22 protein-coding genes and 3 pseudogenes are annotated in these 19,849 nt (G+C 65.7%); 15 read left to right on the top strand and 10 right to left on the bottom strand.

The window, feature by feature from the left end; all coding sequences use genetic code 11:
- Positions 1-25: 25 nt before the first annotated feature.
- The 3 genes and pseudogenes from ON26_RS35225 to ON26_RS20075 form a co-directional block, all read left to right on the top strand.
- A pseudogene (locus tag ON26_RS35225) lies at positions 26-565 on the top strand (DUF8176 domain-containing protein); the annotation flags it as partial.
- A 117-nt stretch (positions 566-682) separates the two neighbouring features.
- Positions 683-988: a hypothetical protein gene (locus ON26_RS34255; RefSeq protein ID WP_040797754.1), complete on the top strand. Its 306-nt coding sequence runs from the start codon at positions 683-685 to the stop codon at positions 986-988.
- A complete protein-coding gene (locus ON26_RS20075) occupies positions 964-1,254 on the top strand; it encodes a hypothetical protein (RefSeq protein ID WP_040797753.1) in 291 nt (96 codons plus the stop codon). The genes ON26_RS34255 and ON26_RS20075 overlap by 25 nt, the downstream gene beginning before the upstream one ends.
- Positions 1,255-1,310: 56 nt before the next feature.
- Here the strand turns inward: ON26_RS20075 and ON26_RS20070 are convergent, their stop codons facing one another.
- Positions 1,311-2,144 carry an aldo/keto reductase gene (locus ON26_RS20070; protein WP_040797752.1) on the bottom strand — a complete coding sequence of 278 codons (834 nt, stop codon included), beginning with the start codon at positions 2,142-2,144 and terminating at the stop codon, positions 1,311-1,313.
- 24 nt (positions 2,145-2,168) lie between these two features.
- The gene (locus ON26_RS20065; protein ID WP_218000610.1) at positions 2,169-2,942 is read right to left on the bottom strand and encodes a GntR family transcriptional regulator; all 774 of its coding nucleotides are present in this window, start codon (positions 2,940-2,942) and stop codon (positions 2,169-2,171) included.
- 403 nt (positions 2,943-3,345) lie between these two features.
- Between ON26_RS20065 and ON26_RS20060 the strand changes: the two genes are divergently transcribed.
- The 3 genes from ON26_RS20060 to ON26_RS20055 all read left to right on the top strand — a co-directional run bounded on the left by ON26_RS20060 (position 3,346) and on the right by ON26_RS20055 (position 4,450).
- Complete coding sequence (locus tag ON26_RS20060) at positions 3,346-3,567, top strand: hypothetical protein (protein WP_040797750.1); 222 nt, start codon at positions 3,346-3,348, stop codon at positions 3,565-3,567.
- Positions 3,568-3,680: 113 nt separating this feature from the next.
- A complete protein-coding gene (locus ON26_RS33500; RefSeq protein ID WP_169333748.1) occupies positions 3,681-3,896 on the top strand; it encodes an HAD-IA family hydrolase in 216 nt (71 codons plus the stop codon).
- Complete coding sequence (locus ON26_RS20055) at positions 3,884-4,450, top strand: P-loop nucleotide/nucleoside kinase family protein (RefSeq protein WP_051027269.1); 567 nt, start codon at positions 3,884-3,886, stop codon at positions 4,448-4,450. Before ON26_RS33500 ends, ON26_RS20055 begins: the two co-directional genes overlap by 13 nt.
- Positions 4,451-4,818: 368 nt before the next feature.
- Here ON26_RS20055 and ON26_RS31720 read toward each other — a convergent pair whose 3' ends face one another.
- Both ON26_RS31720 and ON26_RS20045 read right to left on the bottom strand, forming a co-directional pair.
- Complete coding sequence (locus ON26_RS31720) at positions 4,819-5,388, bottom strand: hypothetical protein (protein ID WP_157171951.1); 570 nt, start codon at positions 5,386-5,388, stop codon at positions 4,819-4,821.
- A gap of 168 nt (positions 5,389-5,556) precedes the next feature.
- Positions 5,557-6,468: pseudogene (locus ON26_RS20045) on the bottom strand (IS3 family transposase); the annotation flags it as partial.
- A gap of 237 nt (positions 6,469-6,705) precedes the next feature.
- Between ON26_RS20045 and ON26_RS20040 the strand changes: the two are divergent.
- Positions 6,706-7,755: an IS110 family RNA-guided transposase gene (locus ON26_RS20040; RefSeq protein WP_040797749.1), complete on the top strand. Its 1,050-nt coding sequence runs from the start codon at positions 6,706-6,708 to the stop codon at positions 7,753-7,755.
- Between the two features lie 17 nt (positions 7,756-7,772).
- Here the strand turns inward: ON26_RS20040 and ON26_RS20035 are convergent, their stop codons facing one another.
- A complete protein-coding gene (locus ON26_RS20035) occupies positions 7,773-8,066 on the bottom strand; it encodes a transposase (protein WP_040797804.1) in 294 nt (97 codons plus the stop codon).
- An 80-nt stretch (positions 8,067-8,146) separates the two neighbouring features.
- Positions 8,147-9,309 (bottom strand): annotated as a pseudogene (locus ON26_RS20030) (IS3 family transposase).
- Between the two features lie 706 nt (positions 9,310-10,015).
- Here ON26_RS20030 and ON26_RS20020 point away from each other — a divergent pair.
- A complete protein-coding gene (locus ON26_RS20020; RefSeq protein ID WP_040797746.1) occupies positions 10,016-11,083 on the top strand; it encodes a dTDP-glucose 4,6-dehydratase in 1,068 nt (355 codons plus the stop codon).
- Here ON26_RS20020 and ON26_RS20015 read toward each other — a convergent pair.
- The 4 genes from ON26_RS20015 to ON26_RS20000 all read right to left on the bottom strand — a co-directional run bounded on the left by ON26_RS20015 (position 11,080) and on the right by ON26_RS20000 (position 14,693).
- A complete protein-coding gene (locus ON26_RS20015; protein ID WP_040797745.1) occupies positions 11,080-11,880 on the bottom strand; it encodes a class I SAM-dependent methyltransferase in 801 nt (266 codons plus the stop codon). The two genes, ON26_RS20020 and ON26_RS20015, sit on opposite strands and share 4 nt — an antisense overlap.
- A gap of 6 nt (positions 11,881-11,886) precedes the next feature.
- Positions 11,887-12,819: a carbamoyltransferase C-terminal domain-containing protein gene (locus tag ON26_RS20010; RefSeq protein ID WP_051027266.1), complete on the bottom strand. Its 933-nt coding sequence runs from the start codon at positions 12,817-12,819 to the stop codon at positions 11,887-11,889.
- 94 nt (positions 12,820-12,913) lie between these two features.
- Entirely contained in the window at positions 12,914-13,840 is a 927-nt protein-coding gene (locus tag ON26_RS20005) for an SUMF1/EgtB/PvdO family nonheme iron enzyme (RefSeq protein ID WP_218000609.1), read from the bottom strand.
- A 67-nt stretch (positions 13,841-13,907) separates the two neighbouring features.
- Positions 13,908-14,693, bottom strand: a complete 786-nt coding sequence (locus tag ON26_RS20000) for an aminotransferase class IV family protein (protein WP_040797743.1) — start codon at positions 14,691-14,693, stop codon at positions 13,908-13,910.
- A gap of 308 nt (positions 14,694-15,001) precedes the next feature.
- Between ON26_RS20000 and ON26_RS31715 the strand changes: the two genes are divergently transcribed.
- The 7 genes from ON26_RS31715 to ON26_RS19970 form a co-directional block, all read left to right on the top strand.
- A complete protein-coding gene (locus tag ON26_RS31715) occupies positions 15,002-15,811 on the top strand; it encodes a cytochrome P450 (protein WP_218000608.1) in 810 nt (269 codons plus the stop codon).
- Between the two features lie 488 nt (positions 15,812-16,299).
- Complete coding sequence (locus ON26_RS19990) at positions 16,300-16,503, top strand: cold-shock protein (RefSeq protein WP_040797742.1); 204 nt, start codon at positions 16,300-16,302, stop codon at positions 16,501-16,503.
- On the top strand, positions 16,500-17,315 hold the full coding sequence (locus ON26_RS19985; RefSeq protein ID WP_051027264.1) for an SAM-dependent methyltransferase: 816 nt from the start codon (positions 16,500-16,502) through the stop codon (positions 17,313-17,315). The genes ON26_RS19990 and ON26_RS19985 overlap by 4 nt, the downstream gene beginning before the upstream one ends.
- A gap of 5 nt (positions 17,316-17,320) precedes the next feature.
- Positions 17,321-17,539 carry a hypothetical protein gene (locus ON26_RS32435; RefSeq protein WP_083884226.1) on the top strand — a complete coding sequence of 73 codons (219 nt, stop codon included), beginning with the start codon at positions 17,321-17,323 and terminating at the stop codon, positions 17,537-17,539.
- A 118-nt stretch (positions 17,540-17,657) separates the two neighbouring features.
- On the top strand, positions 17,658-18,119 hold the full coding sequence (locus ON26_RS19980; RefSeq protein ID WP_040797741.1) for a hypothetical protein: 462 nt from the start codon (positions 17,658-17,660) through the stop codon (positions 18,117-18,119).
- A gap of 159 nt (positions 18,120-18,278) precedes the next feature.
- The gene (locus ON26_RS19975) at positions 18,279-18,716 is read left to right on the top strand and encodes a hypothetical protein (RefSeq protein WP_040797740.1); all 438 of its coding nucleotides are present in this window, start codon (positions 18,279-18,281) and stop codon (positions 18,714-18,716) included.
- Positions 18,717-19,127: 411 nt separating this feature from the next.
- Positions 19,128-19,849, top strand: a 722-nt coding sequence (locus tag ON26_RS19970) for an NAD-dependent epimerase/dehydratase family protein (RefSeq protein ID WP_245545921.1), incomplete at its 3' end; no start/stop codon positions are given.

The following is a 19,849-nucleotide window of genomic DNA, read 5'->3' as shown; positions in this document are numbered from 1 at the left end:
CGGGGCGAGTCGGTGTTGTTCAGCGATGGGGGAGGGCGGGTTCATGGCTGTTGAGATTCCGCACTGGCTCACCGCGGGGCCGGACCCCGCAGCAGTGCGTCGCGTGGGTGTCGCCCGATGGCGTCTCCTGAGACGCGCGGTGGCGGTTGCTGGCCCTCTCGCCGTGGGCATCCTGGCGGTCACGACCATGGGTGCACACGAGAATCTTGTTGGATCTGCCCCCGCTGGGTCGAGACTCGCGCTGGACGAAAGGGCTGACTGGACGGCGGACGGCTGCATTGAGCAGGTCAGCGGTGACGCGGTTTCGGGCAGCAGGGTCGGTGACCCGGGTAGCGGGCCGGGGGTGATTCTGGCGTTCGAACACGCCTACTTCGTGGCCCGTTCAGGACACACTGCTCGGTCCCTGACCACCGCGGACGCTGCCGTTCCCGCAGCGGAGGTGATCCAACTCGGGATCGACAACACCCCGGTCGGGACCCGGTACTGCGTCCAGATCAGCCCGGCTGCGGGAACCGGCACCGAGGGCAATGAGCGGGTGTGGAGGGTCGCGCTGACCACCCAATACCCGCTCAGGCACCCACCGCGGCGCGCGTCCAAAAGATCACCACCGAGGACCGGGACGGTCGCACGTTCATCACCGGCATCGCGGCCGGACGATAGCGGGAGGTCTGTCATCACACCAGTGGACGAGGCGGCCGTGCCCCCTGATACCCGGGAGACGAACCCCTTACCGTCGGCCGCCCAGGTCATCTCGATCGGCCGCATCCGCGGTTCGACGGCCCGGGCCGAGGAGCTCCGCCATGACAACCCGGGCTGGCCGGTGCGGTCACCGGCCGATGCCGCGAACGCGCTGCAGTTGCATGGCGAGTGCCCGTGGCATTGCTCGACCCGGGTCGCGGCCATGCGCGTCAGCGACAACGACTACCAGTACTTCCGCGACCGCGGACTGATCGGAAGTGATTCATGGACACCGCCATCGCCGTGCTGAACCTCACGGTCAGCGAGTCCGAGCCCGCCGACCGGGCTGCCCTCGCCGAGTTGGCGGCCTGGCACGGCTGCCACATCACCGACGTACTCACCATCGACGATCAGACGTTCATGCCGACCACGTTGATCGCCCACACCGCTCACACGGCCCGGGCGGCGGCGATCTTGGCACCGAGCCTGGCGCACTTCGGCACCGCCGCCAAGGCGTTGACGGTGGCCTGCACGCTGGTGGTGCCGCAGACGGTCATCCCACGGAGATCCGGATGAGCATCCAGCTGGGCTCGCCGAGTCGTCGTGGGCACCGATCGAGGTCGGGCCGTATGTCAGGGGGCGCCGTAGACGGCGGGGTCGGGGCCGGTGCGGGTTCCGTTGTCCAGTGTCGCGAGCAGGTCGTGGTCCTCGCCGGTGAGTTCGAAGTCGAAAATCTCGAGGTTCGACTGGATTCGTTGGAAGGTGACGGATTTCGAGATCACGAGGTTGCCGAGTTCGATGTTCCAGCGCAGCAGGATCTGCGCGGCGGTCTTGCCGTGGCGGGCGGCGACCTGTTCGACGGTCGGGTCGGTGACGAGCCGACCGTGGCCCAGGGGGCTCCATGCCTGGGTGGTGATGCCGTGGCGGGTGTGGAATTCGCGGAGTTCGGTTTGGGGCAGCCAGGGATGCAACTCGACCTGGTTGACCGCGGGCACGGTGCCGGTTTCGGCGATCAGTCGTTCCAGTTGCGGGATCGGGAAGTTGGAGACGCCGATCGATCGGGCAAGGCCGTCGCTCTTGATCTTCTCCAGCGCCCGCCAGGACTCGACGTAGAGGTCGCGGGAGGGCACCGGCCAGTGGATGAGATACAGGTCCAGGCAGTCGAGCTTCAGATTGGCCAGGCTCTGTTCGACGGCGGCGAGGGTGGCGTCGTAGCCGAGGTCGGTGTGCCAGACCTTGGTGGTGATGTGCAGTTGCTCGCGGGGGATCCCGGAAGCGGCGATCGCGGCGCCGGTGCCGGGTTCGTTGCGGTAGTACGCGGCGGTGTCGATGGCGCGGTAGCCGGCCTCGAGGGCAGCAGCCACGGCGGGGGTGGCTTCGTCGTCGGGGACACGGAACACCCCGTAGCCGAGCTGGGGGATGGTGGTCCCGTCGTTGAGGGCGACGGTGGGGATCGAAGGCTGCATCGCGTTCTCCTGGCCGGGCGCTGGTTAGTCGGGGATGGCGAATCGGTAGCTCATGCGGACGGTGTCGGCGGCGATCACCGCCAGCATCACTTCGACCGCGCGTCCGGTGGTGTCGTAGACGATGCGGGTGAGGTCCAGGACCGGGGTGCCGCCGGGCAGCTGCAGCGCGACGCTTTCCGGGGAGCTGGGCATGCGGGCGCTCCACTCCTCGCTGATCTCGGCCAGTGGTTCACCGGCTTCGTCGAGGCGGGCGAACCCACCACCGGGCCCGGAGTTCTCTTCGGTGAGCAGGGTGCCTTCGGCGAGGTCGAGGGGATAGTAGGAATCGGCGAGCTGATGGGGACGGCCGTCGATGACGGTGGTGCGTTTACGCACCCAGACCGGCGTCCCCTCCTCGATCCCGAACGCGGTCGCGACGACCGCGGGCGCGGGTGTTTCGCCCAGCTCGCGGTAGAGCTGTCTGACCGGCAGTCCCTGGCTGCCAGCTTCGGCGTCGTGGATGGCGGTGCCGCCGGTCTTCCAGCGGCTGCGGGCGTAGCGCTCGATGCCGTGCCGTTTGGGCTGGGCTCGCTCGCGGACGAACACCCCTTTGCCTTGCCTGGAGATGATCAGTCCCTGTTGGCGCAGCAGGTCGATGGCTTTACGCGCCACACCGGTGCTGCACAGGTAGGTCTGCCGCAGTTCGTCGTAGGTGGGCAGCTGGTCGCCCGCGGCGTACTCGCCGAGTTCGATGCGTGCCCGGATGTCGTCGGCAATCCGCGTCTGGATGGACCGCTCGTCAGTGATCTCGCTAGCCACGACCTTCACGGTATCAGTAGCAGACATCACCAATGGCAGAGCACTTTGCTAGCAAAGTGGTTGACTGTTTGTGTGGCGGAGCTTACATTCGACTGGTTCCCCCGAACTCGGGCATCGCAGTCGGGCACGGCCAACGCCAACCTCTCGGTGTGCCGCTCGGTCGCCCACCTCGACACGACAAGTTCGCCCGTTCGGGCTTCGGGGGATTCGCTGACCTATTCAGGGAGGAAGGTCGAATGAATCACTCTCTACCGCAGCGTGTTCCGGGCGCTGCGCTGTTCGCCGGCGCCGGCAAGTGCGAGATCCGCTGTTCGACGTATCGGACCGGTCCCAGTGGTGGCCAGGGTTCGCGGTATCGCTGTGACGAGCAGACCTTGCGGCGCATCCTCGAGCGGCTTCCTGGATGGACTGGCCGACCGCCGTTGCGGTGATCGAGGAGCGCCGAGTGATCGTCGATTTCGGTGTCGCGGGTGTCCCGATCCAGCACTACCGGGCAGCCGGATGCGTCGCCGAGGCCTTCGCTGAGAACGCGGTGCGTCAGGGTTTAGCCCGCGTCACGGTCGACGACCTGGTGACCGACGACCTGCAACAACTTCCTTACCAGCGACTTTTCCTGCCGCGCTGAGCGGCTGACCGTGCGTGTGCCCCGCACCAGCGCGTCTCGCGTCAGTCGCGGTACCTACCCGCAAGCACCCTTAGAGCTCTAAGACAGTGGGCGCATTGCCGTGGTTTCCGGAGATGTCACACCACGTGCCGGCCCCGGCGCTGTGCCGCCATACCGCCCGAGAGATGGGAGTCGCGCCGCAGCGGGTGCTGGTGATCGATGATCTTGCAGTGAATCTTCCCGGCGCGGCGGCGGTGGGTATGCAGGTGCATCACCTGGTGGCTTCTTTGTCTCGGTTTGTCCGTGAATACCCGGTACAGGAGGAAAATTGTCCGAAATGGTGTGGTTGAACGGTCCCTTCGGCTCGGGAAAGACCACGACTGCTGAGGAACTGGTGGCTTCCACGCCTGCGTGGCGGTTGTTCGATCCGGAGTTCGTCGGGTTCATGCTGCGCGCGCAGCTGGCCGACTCCTGTGTCGCGGACTTCCAGCAGTTGCCGTCGTGGCGGAGGCTGACCCCGATCGTCGCTGACGAAATCGCCCGAGCTACGAATCAGAGCCTGGTGATCGTGCAGACGGTACTGAACCAGCAGTACTGGGAGGAGTTGGCCGAGGGACTGCGTGCTCTCGGGTACACGGTGCGCCTGGTCCTGGTCGAAGCCGATGAACCTACGTTGCGGCGACGTATCAGCGAGGACGAGGTGCTCCATCGTGCGGCGGGGTGGCGTCTACAACATCTGCCGACCTATTTCGACGCCCGCGAGCAGTGGCTGGGCGCTGCGGCTGATCTGATCATCGACACCACCACGGCGCCCCCGGGCGCGGCAGCACGGCTGATCACAGAGGCGATCAGCCGCTGGAGCGCACACGAGACCACCGGAGACAGCCATGCCCAGAACCCATAGCGACACCAGCCCTGCCGCGATCATCGATCCGGTTGAGATCCCCGTGCCCCCCGCCGCCGCAGCCACGGCTTTGCGCGGAAGCCGACGGTACGGTTCTCGCAAACGATCCCGTGGTCAGGGCGCACCAGCGCCGAACAGTGCCCTCATTCTGTCGCGTATCGGTTCCGATCCGCGAACTGCCCTCTCACCACATCCGAGCCATTCATCACCTCACCCCTGCGCCGGTGACCGCAGGCCCGTACCGCGTTCTGCGCGATCGAGCCACCGTGTCACCCTGGACGCGAACATGCCCAACCCGCGCTATGCAATGCAATATGTTGCTGCTCAACGCTACAGGGCTCGGCACCTGGCGTCCGCTCCTTCTCCTCTCAGCAGCCGAGAGTGCGCAGCTCGTCGAGGAAGGTCTCGGTGGCCGCTGTTAGGTTCTCCATCAGGTCCAGAGCACCGACCGGCCTTCCATCGAAGCCCGGTGCGTCGATGTGTTCGATGTAGGCGGCCCCTCCCGGAATGTCCACCAGCTTCGGCCCCTCGCCCCACAGGCGTTTCATCATCCGCGCGTGACCGATGACGGCGCCGTCGGTGATCGGACGGGCTGAGGACGGAAGTTCGGCGATCGGGGCGTTGTTCCGGTCGAAGGTTACGGTGCCCACCGACACCAACACGTGCAGGGTTCGGTGTTTGTCGCGGTTGACCAGATCGTTGAGGATGTGCAACCCGCCGCTGTGCGGATCCGCAGCGTGAAACGGCTGTTTGGTGTAGATGTGGGCCCAGACTGCGGAATCCACCAGGGGAAGGTACTGCCGGTCCTTCGACGGCCATTTCGAGGCGTCGACCACGATCGGGAACTGGATGGCCCTCTGCTGCTCTTCGGGCAGCGAGTGGCGAGCGGTGATGTGGCCGAATAATGCATGGTCCAGTGCGGCGCGCAGGTTCGCCAAGATGTCACCGATGATGAGACCCCACAGCTCCGAGGGCGGTTGCGTGGACACCTTCGCCACGCTCTCCACGATGAGCATGGAAGAGTCGAGCGGGTCCTTGCGCGACCTCGCTCTGAATGAGACCGCATCGCTGGCCGGGACTGCTGCACGAAGCGGTGACAGGTTCGGTCAGGCAGCCTGAGAGGCTGCTGTGGTCATGATTGCTTCGTATTCGACCGGGGTCAATCTGCCGAGCCTGGCCTGGCGTCGGCGGCGGTGGTAGGTCCGTTCGATCCACGTCACGATCGCGATCCGGAGCTCACCACGAGTGACCCAAGGCCGGCGGTCGAGGACGTTCTTCTGCAGCAGGGCGAAGAACGATTCCATCGCCGCGTTGTCACCGCAGGCACCGACCCGCCCCATCGACCCGACCATCGCGTGAGAGCGCAAGGCACGAACGAACTTCCGGGACCGAAACTGCGACCCCCTGTCACTGTGAACGATGCAGCCGGCGACCTGCTCACCAGCCGCGCCGCGCCTGGCCGCAGCAGAGGACAGGGCATCGACCGCCAGGCGGGCCTTCATCCGCGAATCGATCGAATACCCCACGATGCGGTTGGAGAACACGTCCTTGACCGCGCAAAGATAGAGCTTCCCTTCACTGGTGAAATGTTCCGTTATATCCATGAGCCACAACATGTTCGGCGCATCAGCAGTGAAGTTCCGGGCGACCAGATCGTCATGCACGGGAGGGCCCGAGCGGCCGTTCTTGGCACCGCGTTTCTTGCCGAAACTGCTCCACCACCTGTTGACCGAGCAGATCCGCCACGCGGTCCGCGCCGCCATCGGCTCACCCGCGGTGGCTGCTTCATCGAGCAGGAATCGATACCCGAACTCGGGATCGTCGCGGTGAGCATCGAACAAGGCATTCGCCCGATACGCCTGCTCGAGATCAGCAGCCGTGACCGGATCGGCCAGCCACCGGTAATACGGTTGGCGCGCGATCTTCAGCACCCGGCACGTCACCGCGACGGGAATCCCGTCAGCGGCCAGCTCGCGGACGAGCGGGTAGATCTGTAATGGTCTTGGCCGGTCCGAGATCGGCTGGCAGGCTGACGCTTCGGCTCGCTTCGCGTGACTCCGGGTATATCCGACCCCGATCCGTCGGGTGTCTTGAAAATGACTTGTCCGCGCAGCGGGCCGGGGTGTCGGACCACCCCGCCCGGATGGCCTGATCAGAAGAATGTCCGCGCAGTCCACGCGTGACCCATTACAGATTTGCCTCCGAGTGACCCGGCCGACCCCACCGCCCGAGACACAGAGAGGACAACCAGCCGCATGACTCGCATCGCCGAACGCTACGAATACGTAGTCGGCGTGGACACCCACGCCCGCACCCACACCTTCGTCGCCATCGAAACCCGCACCGGCGCCGTCGTCGACACACGCGAATTTCCCACGCATCCAGCTGGTCTCGCGCGAGCAGTGACCTGGATACGCACACGAACCAGCGGAGCAGTATTCGCCGCGGTGGAAGGCACCTCGTCCTACGGGGCGATCCTGACCGCGACCCTCATCGATGCCGGCATCCCGGTCGGTGAGGTCCGGCCGCCCTCACGCAAACAACAGGTCGTGGACGGCAAAACCGACCGAATCGACGCCGAGGCAGCGGCAAGATCGGTTCTGGGACGCGAAGAATCACACGTCGCTGCACCGCGATCCACCGGCGATCGCACAGCCCTGCGGATACTGCTCGCCGCGCGGCGTCTGCTCGACCAGCAACGCACCGCCAGCCGCAACGCCCTCACCGCACTACTTCGGACCATCGACCTCGGCATCGACGCCCGCCGACCGATCACCAACCCCACCATCGCAGCCATCGCCGGCTGGCGCGCCACCTCCGGCGACCACCTCACCAAAGTCGCACGCGCTGAGGCCCGGCGCCTGGCACGCGCGATCATCGACTACGACACCCAGCTCAAGAGCAACCACACCCACCTCAACGACCTCGTCAACAAGGTCGCACCCGGCCTGCAAGACACCCCGGGCATCGGACCGGTGACCGCGGCCATCATCTACTGCGCCTACTCCCACCACGGCCGCATCCGATCCGAATCCGCCTTCGCCAACCTGGCCGGCGTCGCGCCACAACCAGCCTCGTCAGGCAACACCGTCCGCCACCGCCTCAACCGCGGCGGCGACCGCCAACTCAACCGCGCCTTCGACATCATCGTCCGAACCCGCCTCAGCTACGACCCCGACACCCGCGCCTACGCCGAACGCAGTCGAGCGCAAGGCAAAACACCCCGCGAAATCCGCCGCAACCTCAAACGCTACGTCTGCCGCGCCGTCTTCCGGCAACTCCAAAACACAGTGGCTCCCGCTTGACAGAAGCCATAGAAGAGTCATTTTCCCGGCAGGTTCGCCTGCGACAGATACGCCGCCGCCCGCCGCAGGACCTCGTTCTCCTGCTCGAGCAACCTGATCCGCTTCCGAGGTTCCCGCAACTCGGCATTCTCGGCGGCGGTCGTTCCAGCGGAAATACCGTCCTCGACATCTGCGGTCTTCATCCAGGTGGCCAGGCAGGACTCGCTGATCCCGAAATCGGCCGCGATCTGCTTGAGCTTCTGGCCGGGCTCTCGATTGCGAGCGACCCGCACGACGTCGTCGCGGAACTCCTTGGGATAGGGCTTGGGCACGGTGTCCATCCTTCCAGCAGTGCCCCACGGCACCACAGATCAGATGACCTGCCCCATCCTTTGGGTTCCAGTCCGGGTGGCTAACTGGCGGCGGTGATGGGTGTCTTCTCGGAGAGTAGTTCGTACTCGATCGGGGTGCGGTAGCCGAGGGAGGAGTGGCGGCGTTGCCGGTTGTAGAAGATCTCGATGTAGTCGAAGATCGCGTTCGCGAGCTCGACGCGGGTCTTCCATCGCTGGCGGTTGAGCAGCTCGATCTGCATCGAGGACCAGAACGATTCCATCATGGCGTTGTCCAGCCCGTCGCCGACGGTCCCGAACGAGGGCAGCAGCCCCGCCGAGCGGATCTTCTCCCCGAAAACCCATGAGGTGAACTGAGTTCCGTGATCGGCATGCACGATACCGCCCGGTTCAGGTCGCCGGTTTCGGATGGCCATGTCCAGGGCGTTGACCACGAGTGTGGAGTCGGGTCGGGAGTCGATGGACCAGCCGACGATCTTGCGGCTGTAGGCGTCGAGGACCGCCGCGCAGTAGAGCCATCCTTCCCTCGTACGGTGTTGGGTGATGTCGGTGACCCACAACTCGTTCGGCGCCAGCCGATGGAACTTGCGGTTCACCAGGTCCTCGGCGGTCGCGACACCGCGCAAGCGTTTGACCCGGACCGGGCCCGGTAGGCCGCGGATGCCGGCCAAGGTCATGAGCACCGAGATGGTGCGTGGACAGACTTGGATGCCCATGCCGAGGGTGAGTTCGGCGTGGATCCTGCGGTAGCCGTAGGTGCCGCGGGAAGCGATATGCACCTCGCGGATCAGCCCGGTCAGCCATTGGCGACGCAACTGGGTCGGTGTCGTCGGCCTGCGTTTGGCTTTGTAGTAGTTCTGCCGGGCGACTCCGAGGATGCGGCAGCAGCGGTCGATCGGCGCTCCGGCGGCGGCGAGAGCGTCGATCACCGGGTAGAGCCTGCTTTTGGGCCGGAGACGTCCTCCTGAAGGAACTTTGCGGCGTGGCGGATGATCGCCAGCTCGGTCTCGAGTTCATGGATCCGCCGCTTGGCCGCACGCAGCTCCGCGGACTCCGATGACGGGATCCCTGGGCGGCGTCCGTGGTCGATGTCGTCCTGGCGCAGCCACTTCGACAGCGTGACCGGGTGGATGCCGAGGTCGAACGCGGTCTGCTTGGCTGGTCGTCCTGCTCGGACCAATGCGACTGCTCTGCTGCGGAACTCGGGAGGGTAGGCGCGTGGCATGACTGCCAGCCTTTCGGATAGGCCGTCAGTTAGCCACCTGATCTGGAACCCAACCAGTAGGGCAGGTCAAGATGTCACCAACTCGTGCAGCAGTCCCGCGATATGGGAATCACTGATCGACACAGTCAGACTCCGCCGGAAACGCATGGGGACAAGGTCGTTGCGTACTCTACTTGCCCCGCGCCCGCCCTACCGGCTGACACGGGAGAGGAACTCGCCGCGCACCGCCGGATCACGTGCGAGGGTTCCTGCGCAGGCTCATGCGCATGTGCTCGGCAAGTGGGTGAAGCCACTGCGCTGACCTCGATGGGGAAATTACTGGCCACCGTTGGGAAAACCAACCGGCCATCAGCGGGGACGATTGCTGGCCGCCCGCGGGGAGAACCAACTGGCCATTGACAGGGCGGTGCAGGGCTGCGCCTACGGCTGATTCCCAGCGATTGGTGTGCGGTTATCGAATCACGGATGCTAGCGAGCGGTGGAACATCGTCGCGATCGTGGTGGCGTCGCGGACCGGGGTCTGCATCGACCCTGGTCGCGGTGTGGACGGTCCGGCGAGAGACGGACTGGAGCACCTTGGGGTCGACATCGGATCTTCGCTTTTCGTGCGTGATCAGTCCGGACGCGGAGGGTGTGTTGATCAGGCCTTTTGAACGCTTCCGGTGGAGGCCGCTGCGGGATCGGATCTGGGCTAGGCTCGGCAACCATGTCCGTCTACCTCGTGACCGGCGCTGCCGGGTTCATCGGCGCGAACTATGTGCACCTGCTGCTGGAGTGGGAGCCCGATGCCCGGGTGGTGGCGGTGGACTACATCGGCTTCGCCGGTAATCCGGCCAACCTCGACGCGGTGAGCGACAGGATCGTGTTCGAGCAGGCCGATATCGCCGACCTGCCGGTGATGGAGGCCCTGTATCGGCGGTACCTGCCTGACTATGTGGTGAACTTCGCCGCCGAGTCACACAACGACCGCGCGATCCTGGGGCCGTCGTCGTTCATGCGCAGCAACGCCCTGGGGGCGCAGGTGATGGCCGAGTGCAGTCGCCTGGTGCCGGTCCGCTCGCATGTGCACGTGTCCACGATCGAGGTGTACGGGGAGCTGGCCGAGGGGCAAGGGTGGTTCACCGAGCGGTCGCCGTTGAACGCGAAGACGCCGTATTCGGCGGCGAAGGCGGCCGGGGATCAGATGGTGCGCGCCTACATGCAAACCTATACGCAGCTGAATCTGCGGATGACGCACTGCGCGAACAACTATGGCCCGTTCCAGTTGCCGGAGAAGTTGATTCCCCTGGCGGTGACGAATGTGCTGCGGGGGAAGAAGGTCCCGGTCTACGGTGATGGGTTGCAGCGTCGGGACTGGCTGCATGTGGCCGACCACTGTGCCGCGGTGCATCGGGTGCTGCACGCCGAACTCGACCCGATCCCGGCCGCGGCGGCGACCGATCCGGGGCTGTTGCCGATTTTCGACATCTCCGCCCGCAGGGAGGTCACCAATATCGACATCGCCACCATGGTGGTCACCGCGCTCGAGCGGGATCCGGGGGAGTGGATCGAGCACATCCCGGATCGGCCGAACCACGACCGGCGGTATCTGATCAACCCGGACAAGATCGAATCCCGGCTCGGTTGGGCGCCGGTCCACGATTTCGAGTCCGGTATCGCCGAGACCGTCGCCTGGTATGTCGAGCACCGGTCGTGGTGGGAGCAGGTCATCGCTGATAAGGGTGAGCTCGGTTTCGACTGGAGCCGGCTCGGTCCGGCGGCGGCCCCACGCTAGGTGTCGGCGGTCAGGATGGTGTAGCCCTTCGGGTCACGCCACGGTCGGCCGTGCCTGGCGAACCAGGAACGTACCTCGGCCCCGACCTCGCAGAGGATCTGCGCGCGATGTGGTGAGTCCTCGCCGACGCCGCAGACGAACCGGGCGAGCACGTCGGCGTAGGGCAGCACGCTGTCAGGGGTGGGAAAGACCAGGGCGTCGTCGCGCCGCCAGGCGGTGGCGTGCCCGAACTCGACACATATCAACTCGGCTGCGGCATCGACATCCAACGGTGCAGCGGTGCGTGGATTCTCGGCCCAGATATGGGAGGCTGGGCGCGGGCTGAACCCGTACCGTGCTGCGTGTTCGGCGACCAGTGCCCGCAACCGTGGAGCGGTGACGGTGTGGTTGACGGTGACCGCGATCGTCCCGCCGGGCCGGGTCACCCGATGCATTTCCGCCAACCCCGCTGCCGGGTCGCTCAGGTAGTAGAGCAGGTGCATGGCGGTCGCGCGGTCGAACATGCTATCGGGGAACGGCAGCTGGAGCGCATCGGTGTGCACGGCGTGTACGGCGTCGAGGGCGGCGGCCGCGGCGGCGGCCTCGGGGCGGATTCCGGTTCCGAACAAGTCGCCGCGGTGTCCCTGCTCGCGCAGGGTTCGCAGGAATTGTCCCGTGCCGCATCCGATATCGATGGTCTGTTCGCTGCCGGACAGCCTGAGTGCGGCCGCGACGTCTGCGTTGAGGTCGAAGTTGTGCTCGGAGTAGCGGGTGTGGGTGGCGATCTGGTCGGCGAGGAGCTTCAACGGCTGCGACATCGCGTGTCACCGCCGGTCGCGGTGTTTGGTGACGATGTGGGAGCCGATCACCAGCGCATCGGCCGGGCAGGTAAAGAAGAACGCCAGCGCTTGGGCCGGGTCGGCGATGATCGGTTCCCAGCCGGAGTTCAGGCTGGTGTTGAGCACAGCGGGAATGCCGGTGCGCTGATGGAATCGCTCGATCAGCCGCCGATACAGGCCACCGCCGGGCGGCACGGTCTGGGGTCGGCTGGTGGCATCGACGTGGGTGGCCGCGATGATAGGGCCGCGATCGGCGGTGGGCAGGGTGAACGACATGAACGGTGCGCGGATGTCGTTGCGGCCGAATAACTCTGCGACGTGTTCGGACAGTACCGACGGGCCGAAGGGGCGGAACTCTTCGCGTCGTTTGATGCGGTTGACCCGCTCTCGCATCGCCACGGTGGATGGGTCGGCCAGCAGCGAGCGTGCTCCCAGAGCGCGGGGCCCGTACTCCATTCGTCCCTGGAACCAGGCCACGATGTGGCCGCGGGCCAACAGTTCGGCAGCGCTGTCGGCCGGGTCGTCGGTGACGGTGGAGGCGATCGCGCACTCGGCCAGGACCGCGTGGATTTCTGGATCGGTGAAGGCCGGGCCGAGCTGGATGTGCTCGAGCCGATCCGGACGGTGGCCGTGCGCGGCGGCGACCACCAGGGCCGCGCCGAGCGCGGTGCCGGCGTCTCCGCACGCGGGCGCGGCGTAGATATCGGCGAACCCGGCACCGGTCCGGAGTTTGCGGACGGCGACAAAGTCCTCCATGACACCTCCGGCCACACACAGGTGCGTGTCCCCGGGTCGGCGGTGGCGTTCGACCAAGCCGTGGACAGCGGATTCGATGACCCGCCTGGACGTGGCGGCCCCGATCGCCGTCGCGAAACCGCGGGTACGCCTCGGCTTGAACGGCGCGACTGCGATGCACATTGGCAGCAATTCAGAGGAGTGCGTTCTGGGGAGCTTGCGGTGACCGCGAAGGGCCCTGGGCCCGAGATCGCCGAAGATTCACAACGGTGGCAGTCTATTCAGCCGGATCTTTCAGATCGGTTGTGGCGCAGCGGAAGCCTGTGTCGTCGTCGAGCATCAGTCGGTCGGCGTCGTTGAAGATCGCTGCTGCGGCTGTTTCGAGCAGGGAGTGGAAGCTTGAGCCTTTGAGTTCGTACCGGCCGGAGCTGGTTTCGGTGCTGAGCCATTCCCAGACGTTGCCTGCGAGGTCGTAGACGCCGTAGTGGCTGACGCCGGACTTGTAGCGGTCGACGGGTGTGGTGGTGCCTTGGGTGCGGTCGCGTTTGCAGTTGCATTTGGCTGGGGTTGCTTGGTCTCCCCAGGGCCAGGTCGCGCCGCGAGGGCCACGTGCGGCTTTTTCCCACTCTTGGGAGGTGGGGAGTCGCTTTCCTGCCCACTGTGCGTAGGCGCTGGCGTCGTCGTGGGTGACCCATACGACGGGGTGATCGGTGATGTCGGGTGGTGGGCGGCGGCCGTTCCAGTGTTGGGGTGGCGGGTGGCCGGCGGCGGTGACGAACGTGGCGTAGTCGTTATTGGTGATCGGGTAGGTATCGATCCAGTATTCGGGCAGCCAGACGGGTTGGTCGAGCGGTCCGGACAGGTAGACGCCGTCGGGGATCCTGTTCATCCACCGTCCATCGACAGGATGGCGGGTGCGGTCGGGTTGGGCGAGGGCTTCCTCCTGGCGGGCGTCGGTGATGGCCTCAGCCGGCACCAGCTGGAGGAAGCGGGCGAGTTCGTCGGGATTCAATCGCTGGAGCGAGGTGTCCAGAGCGGCCTGATTGACTGGGCGCGGCGTGGTGTCAGCGCCTTTGGCTTCCCAGGTGGACACGATGCGTTCGCTGACTCCGAGGTAGGCGGCGAACTCGATGAGCGTCATGCGTCGGGCCCGGCGCAGTGCTGCGACTTCTACTCCGGTCCACGGCTGAACCAGGCTGATCATCTCCGCGTAGCCCCCCTTTTGTGTGCGGTGGCGTATCAGCCTAGTGGCCGTTCGTGGTGGGTTGAGGCTAGATCCGCTGTGGCGGAATGGATTCGTAGTGCGCGCGCAGTTTCGCCGTGGCTGCGTGTTCGGGCCATTGGTGGTCATCGATGCCGGTGACGGCACGGACGCCGGTCGCGGCGTTGGTCGCCACGGCTCCTGTGTAGTGGGGGAGTTGGGAGAGGGTGACTCGCTCGGTGAGGACTTCTTCGTCGCGGACCTGGTTGATCAACCGCATGGTGGTGCCGACGAGTACTTCGGCGTGGGGCCAAACCAGCTGACCGTCGCCTCGGATGAACGCGATGTTGCTGGTGCCGATCTCGGTGATCGTGCCGTCCGGTTCGGTGAATACGACGTCGTCGTATCCGGCGCGTTGGGCCAGGGCGCGCTGGTGCAGTGCACCGAAGAGGCCGACGTGTTTGACCTTGGGCAGGTCGCGGGAGTATACGACCGACTGCAGCCGCAGCGGGGTGGTGGCCGCGGGCGGCGCGGTCCGCATGGTGATGAGAACCTGTGGTTGGGCGTCGGCTCCGGGCCTGGCGAGGGTGAGCGCCGGGTCGTACATGGTAACCCGGACGATGAGCGGCGCGGCGGCTTCGCGGATGGCGTGCCGGATGTATTCGCGGACGCGGTCGGTGTCGAGCTCGGCGGCGAAGACCGTGCGACAGTCGCGGGTCAGCCGGTCCAGATGCAGGTTCAGGCCACGCACCGCGCTGCCTTCCTCGACCCGCATCGAGGTGAAGTGTCCGTAGCCGACCAGTGCCAGAGAGGCGAGGTCGGCGCCGGTGACCGGGGCGCCGTTGAGTTCCATCATGGCACCCAGTTTTCCACCGAGCCGCCGGCGAGCGGCAGTCGCCCAGTGTGGATGTGCAGTGGTATTGCAGTGCGGTGCGGTGGCAGTGCAGTTCCCCTTTCCTCATCGTGTGCCGATGCTGGGGTGCATGAATTTCGCACTCGTCGTGAAGGTTCGGCTGTCTCGCCGATACCGCACGGGCGAGTCCTGTCCGACGAGAGTGCCGGAGTGCGTGCGATGAGGCAGCGATGTCGAGCTGGAGGTGGCCCGGCATTCAAGGACCATTTCTGGATCTCTCTCCGTGATCCCACTGCCAATATTCGCTTGATTTGGAGCTATTCATGATTGCGCCATCCGATTGCCCATTCGAAGCGTCGCGCTCGCCGGATTACGGGCGATCTCGCGAGACAGGCAGCGAATTCCGTGTCCCGATCTATACCGCCGACTTCGCCGCCGACCCACACGGTGCATACAAGCGGATGTGGGAGCGGTTCGGGTCGTTGGCGCCGGTGTGGTTGGCTCCGGGTGTTCCCGCGACGTTGGTGGTCGGCTATTGGACCGCGCTGGGGATTCTGAACGATCCCGAATATTTCCCCGCCGATCCCAGCGTCTGGCAGCGCGGTATTCCGTTGGAATGCCCGGTGCGGCCGATGATGGAGAAGCGTCCGAACGCGTTGCGCAGCTCCGGTGCCGAGCACGCCAGGTATCGGGCCGCCACCGTCAACCTCATCGACCAGGCGGTGTATCAGGTACTGACCAGGCCCGAACTGCTGAGACAAATGCGGACCGGCACCGTCACCTGGTCACAGTTGGTGGATGAGACGTTGCGGTATGCGCCGCCGGTGGCGAACCTGCCGTTGCGGTACGCGATCGCCAATATCGACATCGCCGACGTGCATATCAAGGCGGGTGAGGCAATCATCGCCGCGATCGCTGCCGCCAATCGCAACCCTGATTGGCACGAACCGGACCCTGACGCCTTCGACCCCGCCCGTCCGAACAAGGAGCACCTGTCCTTCGGGTACGGGCCACATCACTGCCTGGGCGCGGCCCTGGCCGCCTGGAAGCCGTCGAGGCCCTGTCTGCCCTGTTCGGGCGCTTCCCCGAACTCGCTCTCGCTGTCGAGGCGGTCGAGTTGAAGCCGTTGCCGAGCTTCATCTCCCACGGACACCAGTCCCTGCCCGCCTACCTGGATGGCGTGAGGGCGGTTGATGGCTCCACCGCGGAATCCAGTCGATGACAGCACAAGGTGACCAGTTGCGTCTCGAAGACAGGGAAGGGGATTGTCATGGCCGCAGAGATCCCACACTGGCTCACTACGGGGCCGGATCCCGCAGGAGACCGCCGCGCGGGTATCGCTCGACTGCGCCTGCTGAAACCCGATCCAGCGCTACCGGGCGGCCGGATGCGTAGCGGAGCCCTTCGCCGAGAACACACCCTGCGACAAGGTCTGGCCCGCCTCGCAGTCGACGACCTACAGCAGCTTCCCTACCAGCGACCATTTCCTGCTTCGCTGATCCGCTCCGCGACCAGCCTGCCATCGGGCAGCCGACGAGTCTCCGACCAACCGCGACACCTGCCCACAGCCCACAGCCAACCACTCGTCCCAGCCGAGGAGACCTTGATCATGGAACACGGAACCGTTCGTTGGTTCGATGCCGAGAAAGGTTTCGGGTTCATCATCCCTGACCACGGCGGCAAAGACATCTTCGTCCACCACTCCGAGATCCAGGCCGAAGGATTCCGCGTCCTGACCGAGGGACAGCGCGTCGAATTCCAGTCCGGCACCGGTGCCAAGGGACCGGTCGCCAAGCAGGTGAAGACCCTGTGACCGCCTCGGCAGCTCCCGCGGGCGCGGCGTGCCCGCTGATCCGCACCGACATTCCGCATTCGGCACGCGTCTGGAACTACTGGATGGGCGGCAAGGACTACTACGACCTCGACCGGATCTCTGGCGACGCCGCCACCGCCGTCTATCCCGCCATCACCACGATGGCGGTGCAGTCCAGCCAGTTCCTGCACCGCACGGTCGGCTACCTCGCTGCGGGTGCGGGTGTACGGCAGTTCCTCGACATCGGCGTCGGCCTACCGGCCGCGGTCAACACCCACGAGATCGCCCAGGCCGTCGCGCCGGAATCGAAGGTCGTCTACGTCGACAACGACCCACTCGTCATCGCCCATGCGCGGGCACTGCTCACCAGCACCACCCCCGACGGGGCCACCTCCTGCCTCGAGGCAGACTTCCACGACCCCGAACAGATCCTCACCCGTGCCGCCGACCTCCTGGACTTCACGCGACCGATCGCGGTGATGTTCATGGGCGTACTCGGCCATGCACGCTCCTACATCGACATGCTGTGGATCGTCCACACGATCATGGCCGCCGTCCCACCGGGCAGCTACCTGCTGCTGTGGGACGGCACCGACGACTGCCCCGAGTACACCGCGATGTGCCAGACCTACAACACCACCGGCGCCGTCCCCTATGTGCCGCGTTCCAAGGGCCAGCTCCGCGCGGTGTTCGAAGGTCTGGACCTGGTCGCGCCCGGCTTCACATCGATCAGCCGTTGGCGACCCAACCACACCCGGATCGGTGAACACCGCACGCTTCCCGCCTACGGCGGCCTCGCACGGAAACCGTGACCCCTATGAGCGAATCGATGCCTGGATACCTGGCCCCGGACACCTTGCCCCACCTCTACACCAACCTCGCGGACTGCCTCTCCGACTCCGGGACACTGACCGATCACGAAGCCCTCCAGGCGCAGCGACTGCACGAGCGGTGCTCACCGCATTGCCGGGTGCGTCAACGGCTCGATGCCGAGCCGTTGCCCGCTGCCGGCGGGGAAGAGGACGGATCCAGATGAGTGAGAGCGTAAAGGTTGCCGAACACCTCGCCACGGCCAGGCCGCCGAAACGACGAGCCGCGACCGTGGGCGAGAAGTCGTGAGGCCGTCTCCTCCGGAAATCGATCCGGACGTGCTGATGGAGCGAGATCAGTACCTGCGGTTCTGCCGTCTCGACTGCGACATCGTCCGCGCAACACAGGACATCGTCGTGCGGCGCTGGACGACCGTCGGCGCGGTCGCGATGCACGAGGCGTTAGGGGTGTGGGTCCACGATCGACTCACCGAACCCGGCCCGGTGATCATCGTCGAGAACGGCACATGGATCATGCTGACCGACCCGACCCCGGCCGACCTGTATGCGCGGTGGCAGGAGGCACTCGAGGCCGCGAAAGCCGTGACCGTCAGCGCCGACAGTGTCGTGATCCTGCCCGGCCCCTGCACCCGGGGACGGCGATGGCTCATTCCGCCGCTGTCGGGCGATCGACCACACCCGGGAACCGTCTTTGCCGAAATCGGCCGATACGAGAAGCACTGCACGCGAAGCGAGGAAGCCACCGCCGCTATGCGCGGCGAGGTCCCGGCCTTACCGCGCTGGTGAGGACTGATTTGGCGAGAGTTCTCGATCGGGCGGTCGAAGCGTCCAGCCCGGGTCCAGCCGGGCTCTCGTCCTCGCCGAAGTCAGCCGTTCATCAGCGACACATCGAACGCCCTGGGCCTCAGAGGCGCCAACCGCACACACTTATGAAAGCGGCCAATCATGGAACACCGAACCGAGATCCGGGCGGAAGGCGTCTGTTCGAGCCTGCCCGTCGAGTTGGGCCGTGCTGTCGGGATGATCGATCAACCGCCTCAGGTGCCGCAGCCGACGTTGCGGAGTGAGGAAGGAATCGTTCTGCTGCGCACCTGGGCGTTCATCGATGAGCTGATCGCCCAGTACGGCACCGAATACACCGCGACGTTCACCCGCGTGATCGAGGCTGCCAGCCACGACGATCAGCCGCGCTACACCAGTGAACTCGATGCCGCCATCGGCATCCTGATCCGCTTGGGGTGGACCCGCGAGCAAAGCGCCACGATCGCGACCAGTCACGCGAAGTCCGTGTACGCCGCGATCAGTGACGACCTCCAAGCCCACGTCGACAACGGCGGAGCCCTGCCGTGTCGTCGGCGGCCCACTGGGAACGAATCGGCATGAACGCCGCGGCGGTGCGAGGAAATCGCCGAGATTCTGTCCGGCGGTGTCCTGGCGAAGCCGAATTTCGCCGTGCACCGCTGCTGGCGATCGGCCGCACGGGAAAGTTGGTGTTCGCCGCAATCAGCGGTTCAGGTGGCCGGCCGGTCACATGGCGAGCGAGGCGTGCAGACGGCTGCGGCGAAGTGCGTCGATGCTCGGGGCTGAGAGGGGACCTCCGGGGGCCGAGATAGAGATCGACGAAGTGATCTGGAGAGGTATCGGCAGGTAGACAACTGTTTCTGCGATGTCGGACGCGGCGGTGCGCTCACGTTGACGCGACACCGCCACTTCGCGCTGGCTATATGAAAACCGTTACAGGGCAATATATTTGGGATTGACACTCGCTGTTTTGGTGGCTCACACTATTTGGTGATGGCCCTGCTTTGTACGTTGAAACGAATCAGGGCCAATAGATTCGGGGGAGGAGAGTGCACAGTGGCGAGAATCGTGCTCACAGGTGGCATGGGGTTCATCGGAGGTCATCTGCTCGGGCGGCTCGAGGCGCGCGGCGATGAGGTGGCGGTTCTCGATCTGGTCGACGTCGGGCAATGCTCACGAGTAGCCGAGTCGAGGCGCGGCGTCGACGTCGATTGCCGCGTCGTCGATGTCCGCGACGCGGGCGCGGTCGCGGAGGCGTTGGACGGCGCGGACCAGGTGTTCCACCTGGCCTCTCATGTAGGGATTTCGCATTACCTGCGGGACGCCGAGGATGTGGCCGATGTCATCTTCAACGGAACGCGGGTGGTGGCGCACGCAGCGCTGGAACGCGACCTGCCGATGGTCTTCGTCAGTACGAGTGAGGTATTCGGCCGCAATCCGAAGGTGCCGTGGTCGGAGACGGCCGATTGCGTGATCGGGGACGCGAGTCGTCCGCGGTGGGTGTACGCGATGGCGAAATTGCTGGCCGAGCAACTGCTGTTCGATCTCGGGCGGCGGCGTGGGTTGAGGTTCACGACATTGCGGTTGTTCAATGTCTACGGCCCCGGTCAGGACAGTAGCTTCTTCATCACCCGGACTCTGTGGCGGTTGGCGCACGGGTATCCGCCGGTGGTGTTCGATGGCGGGAATCAGCAGCGGTGCTTCACCTGGGTCGG

The organism is Nocardia higoensis NBRC 100133 (genome assembly GCF_000308595.1).
GTDB classification, from domain to species: Bacteria; Actinomycetota; Actinomycetes; order Mycobacteriales; family Mycobacteriaceae; genus Nocardia; species Nocardia higoensis.
The sequence above is the reverse complement of the archived record's forward strand: the minus strand, read 5'-3'. Positions and strand labels throughout refer to the sequence as shown.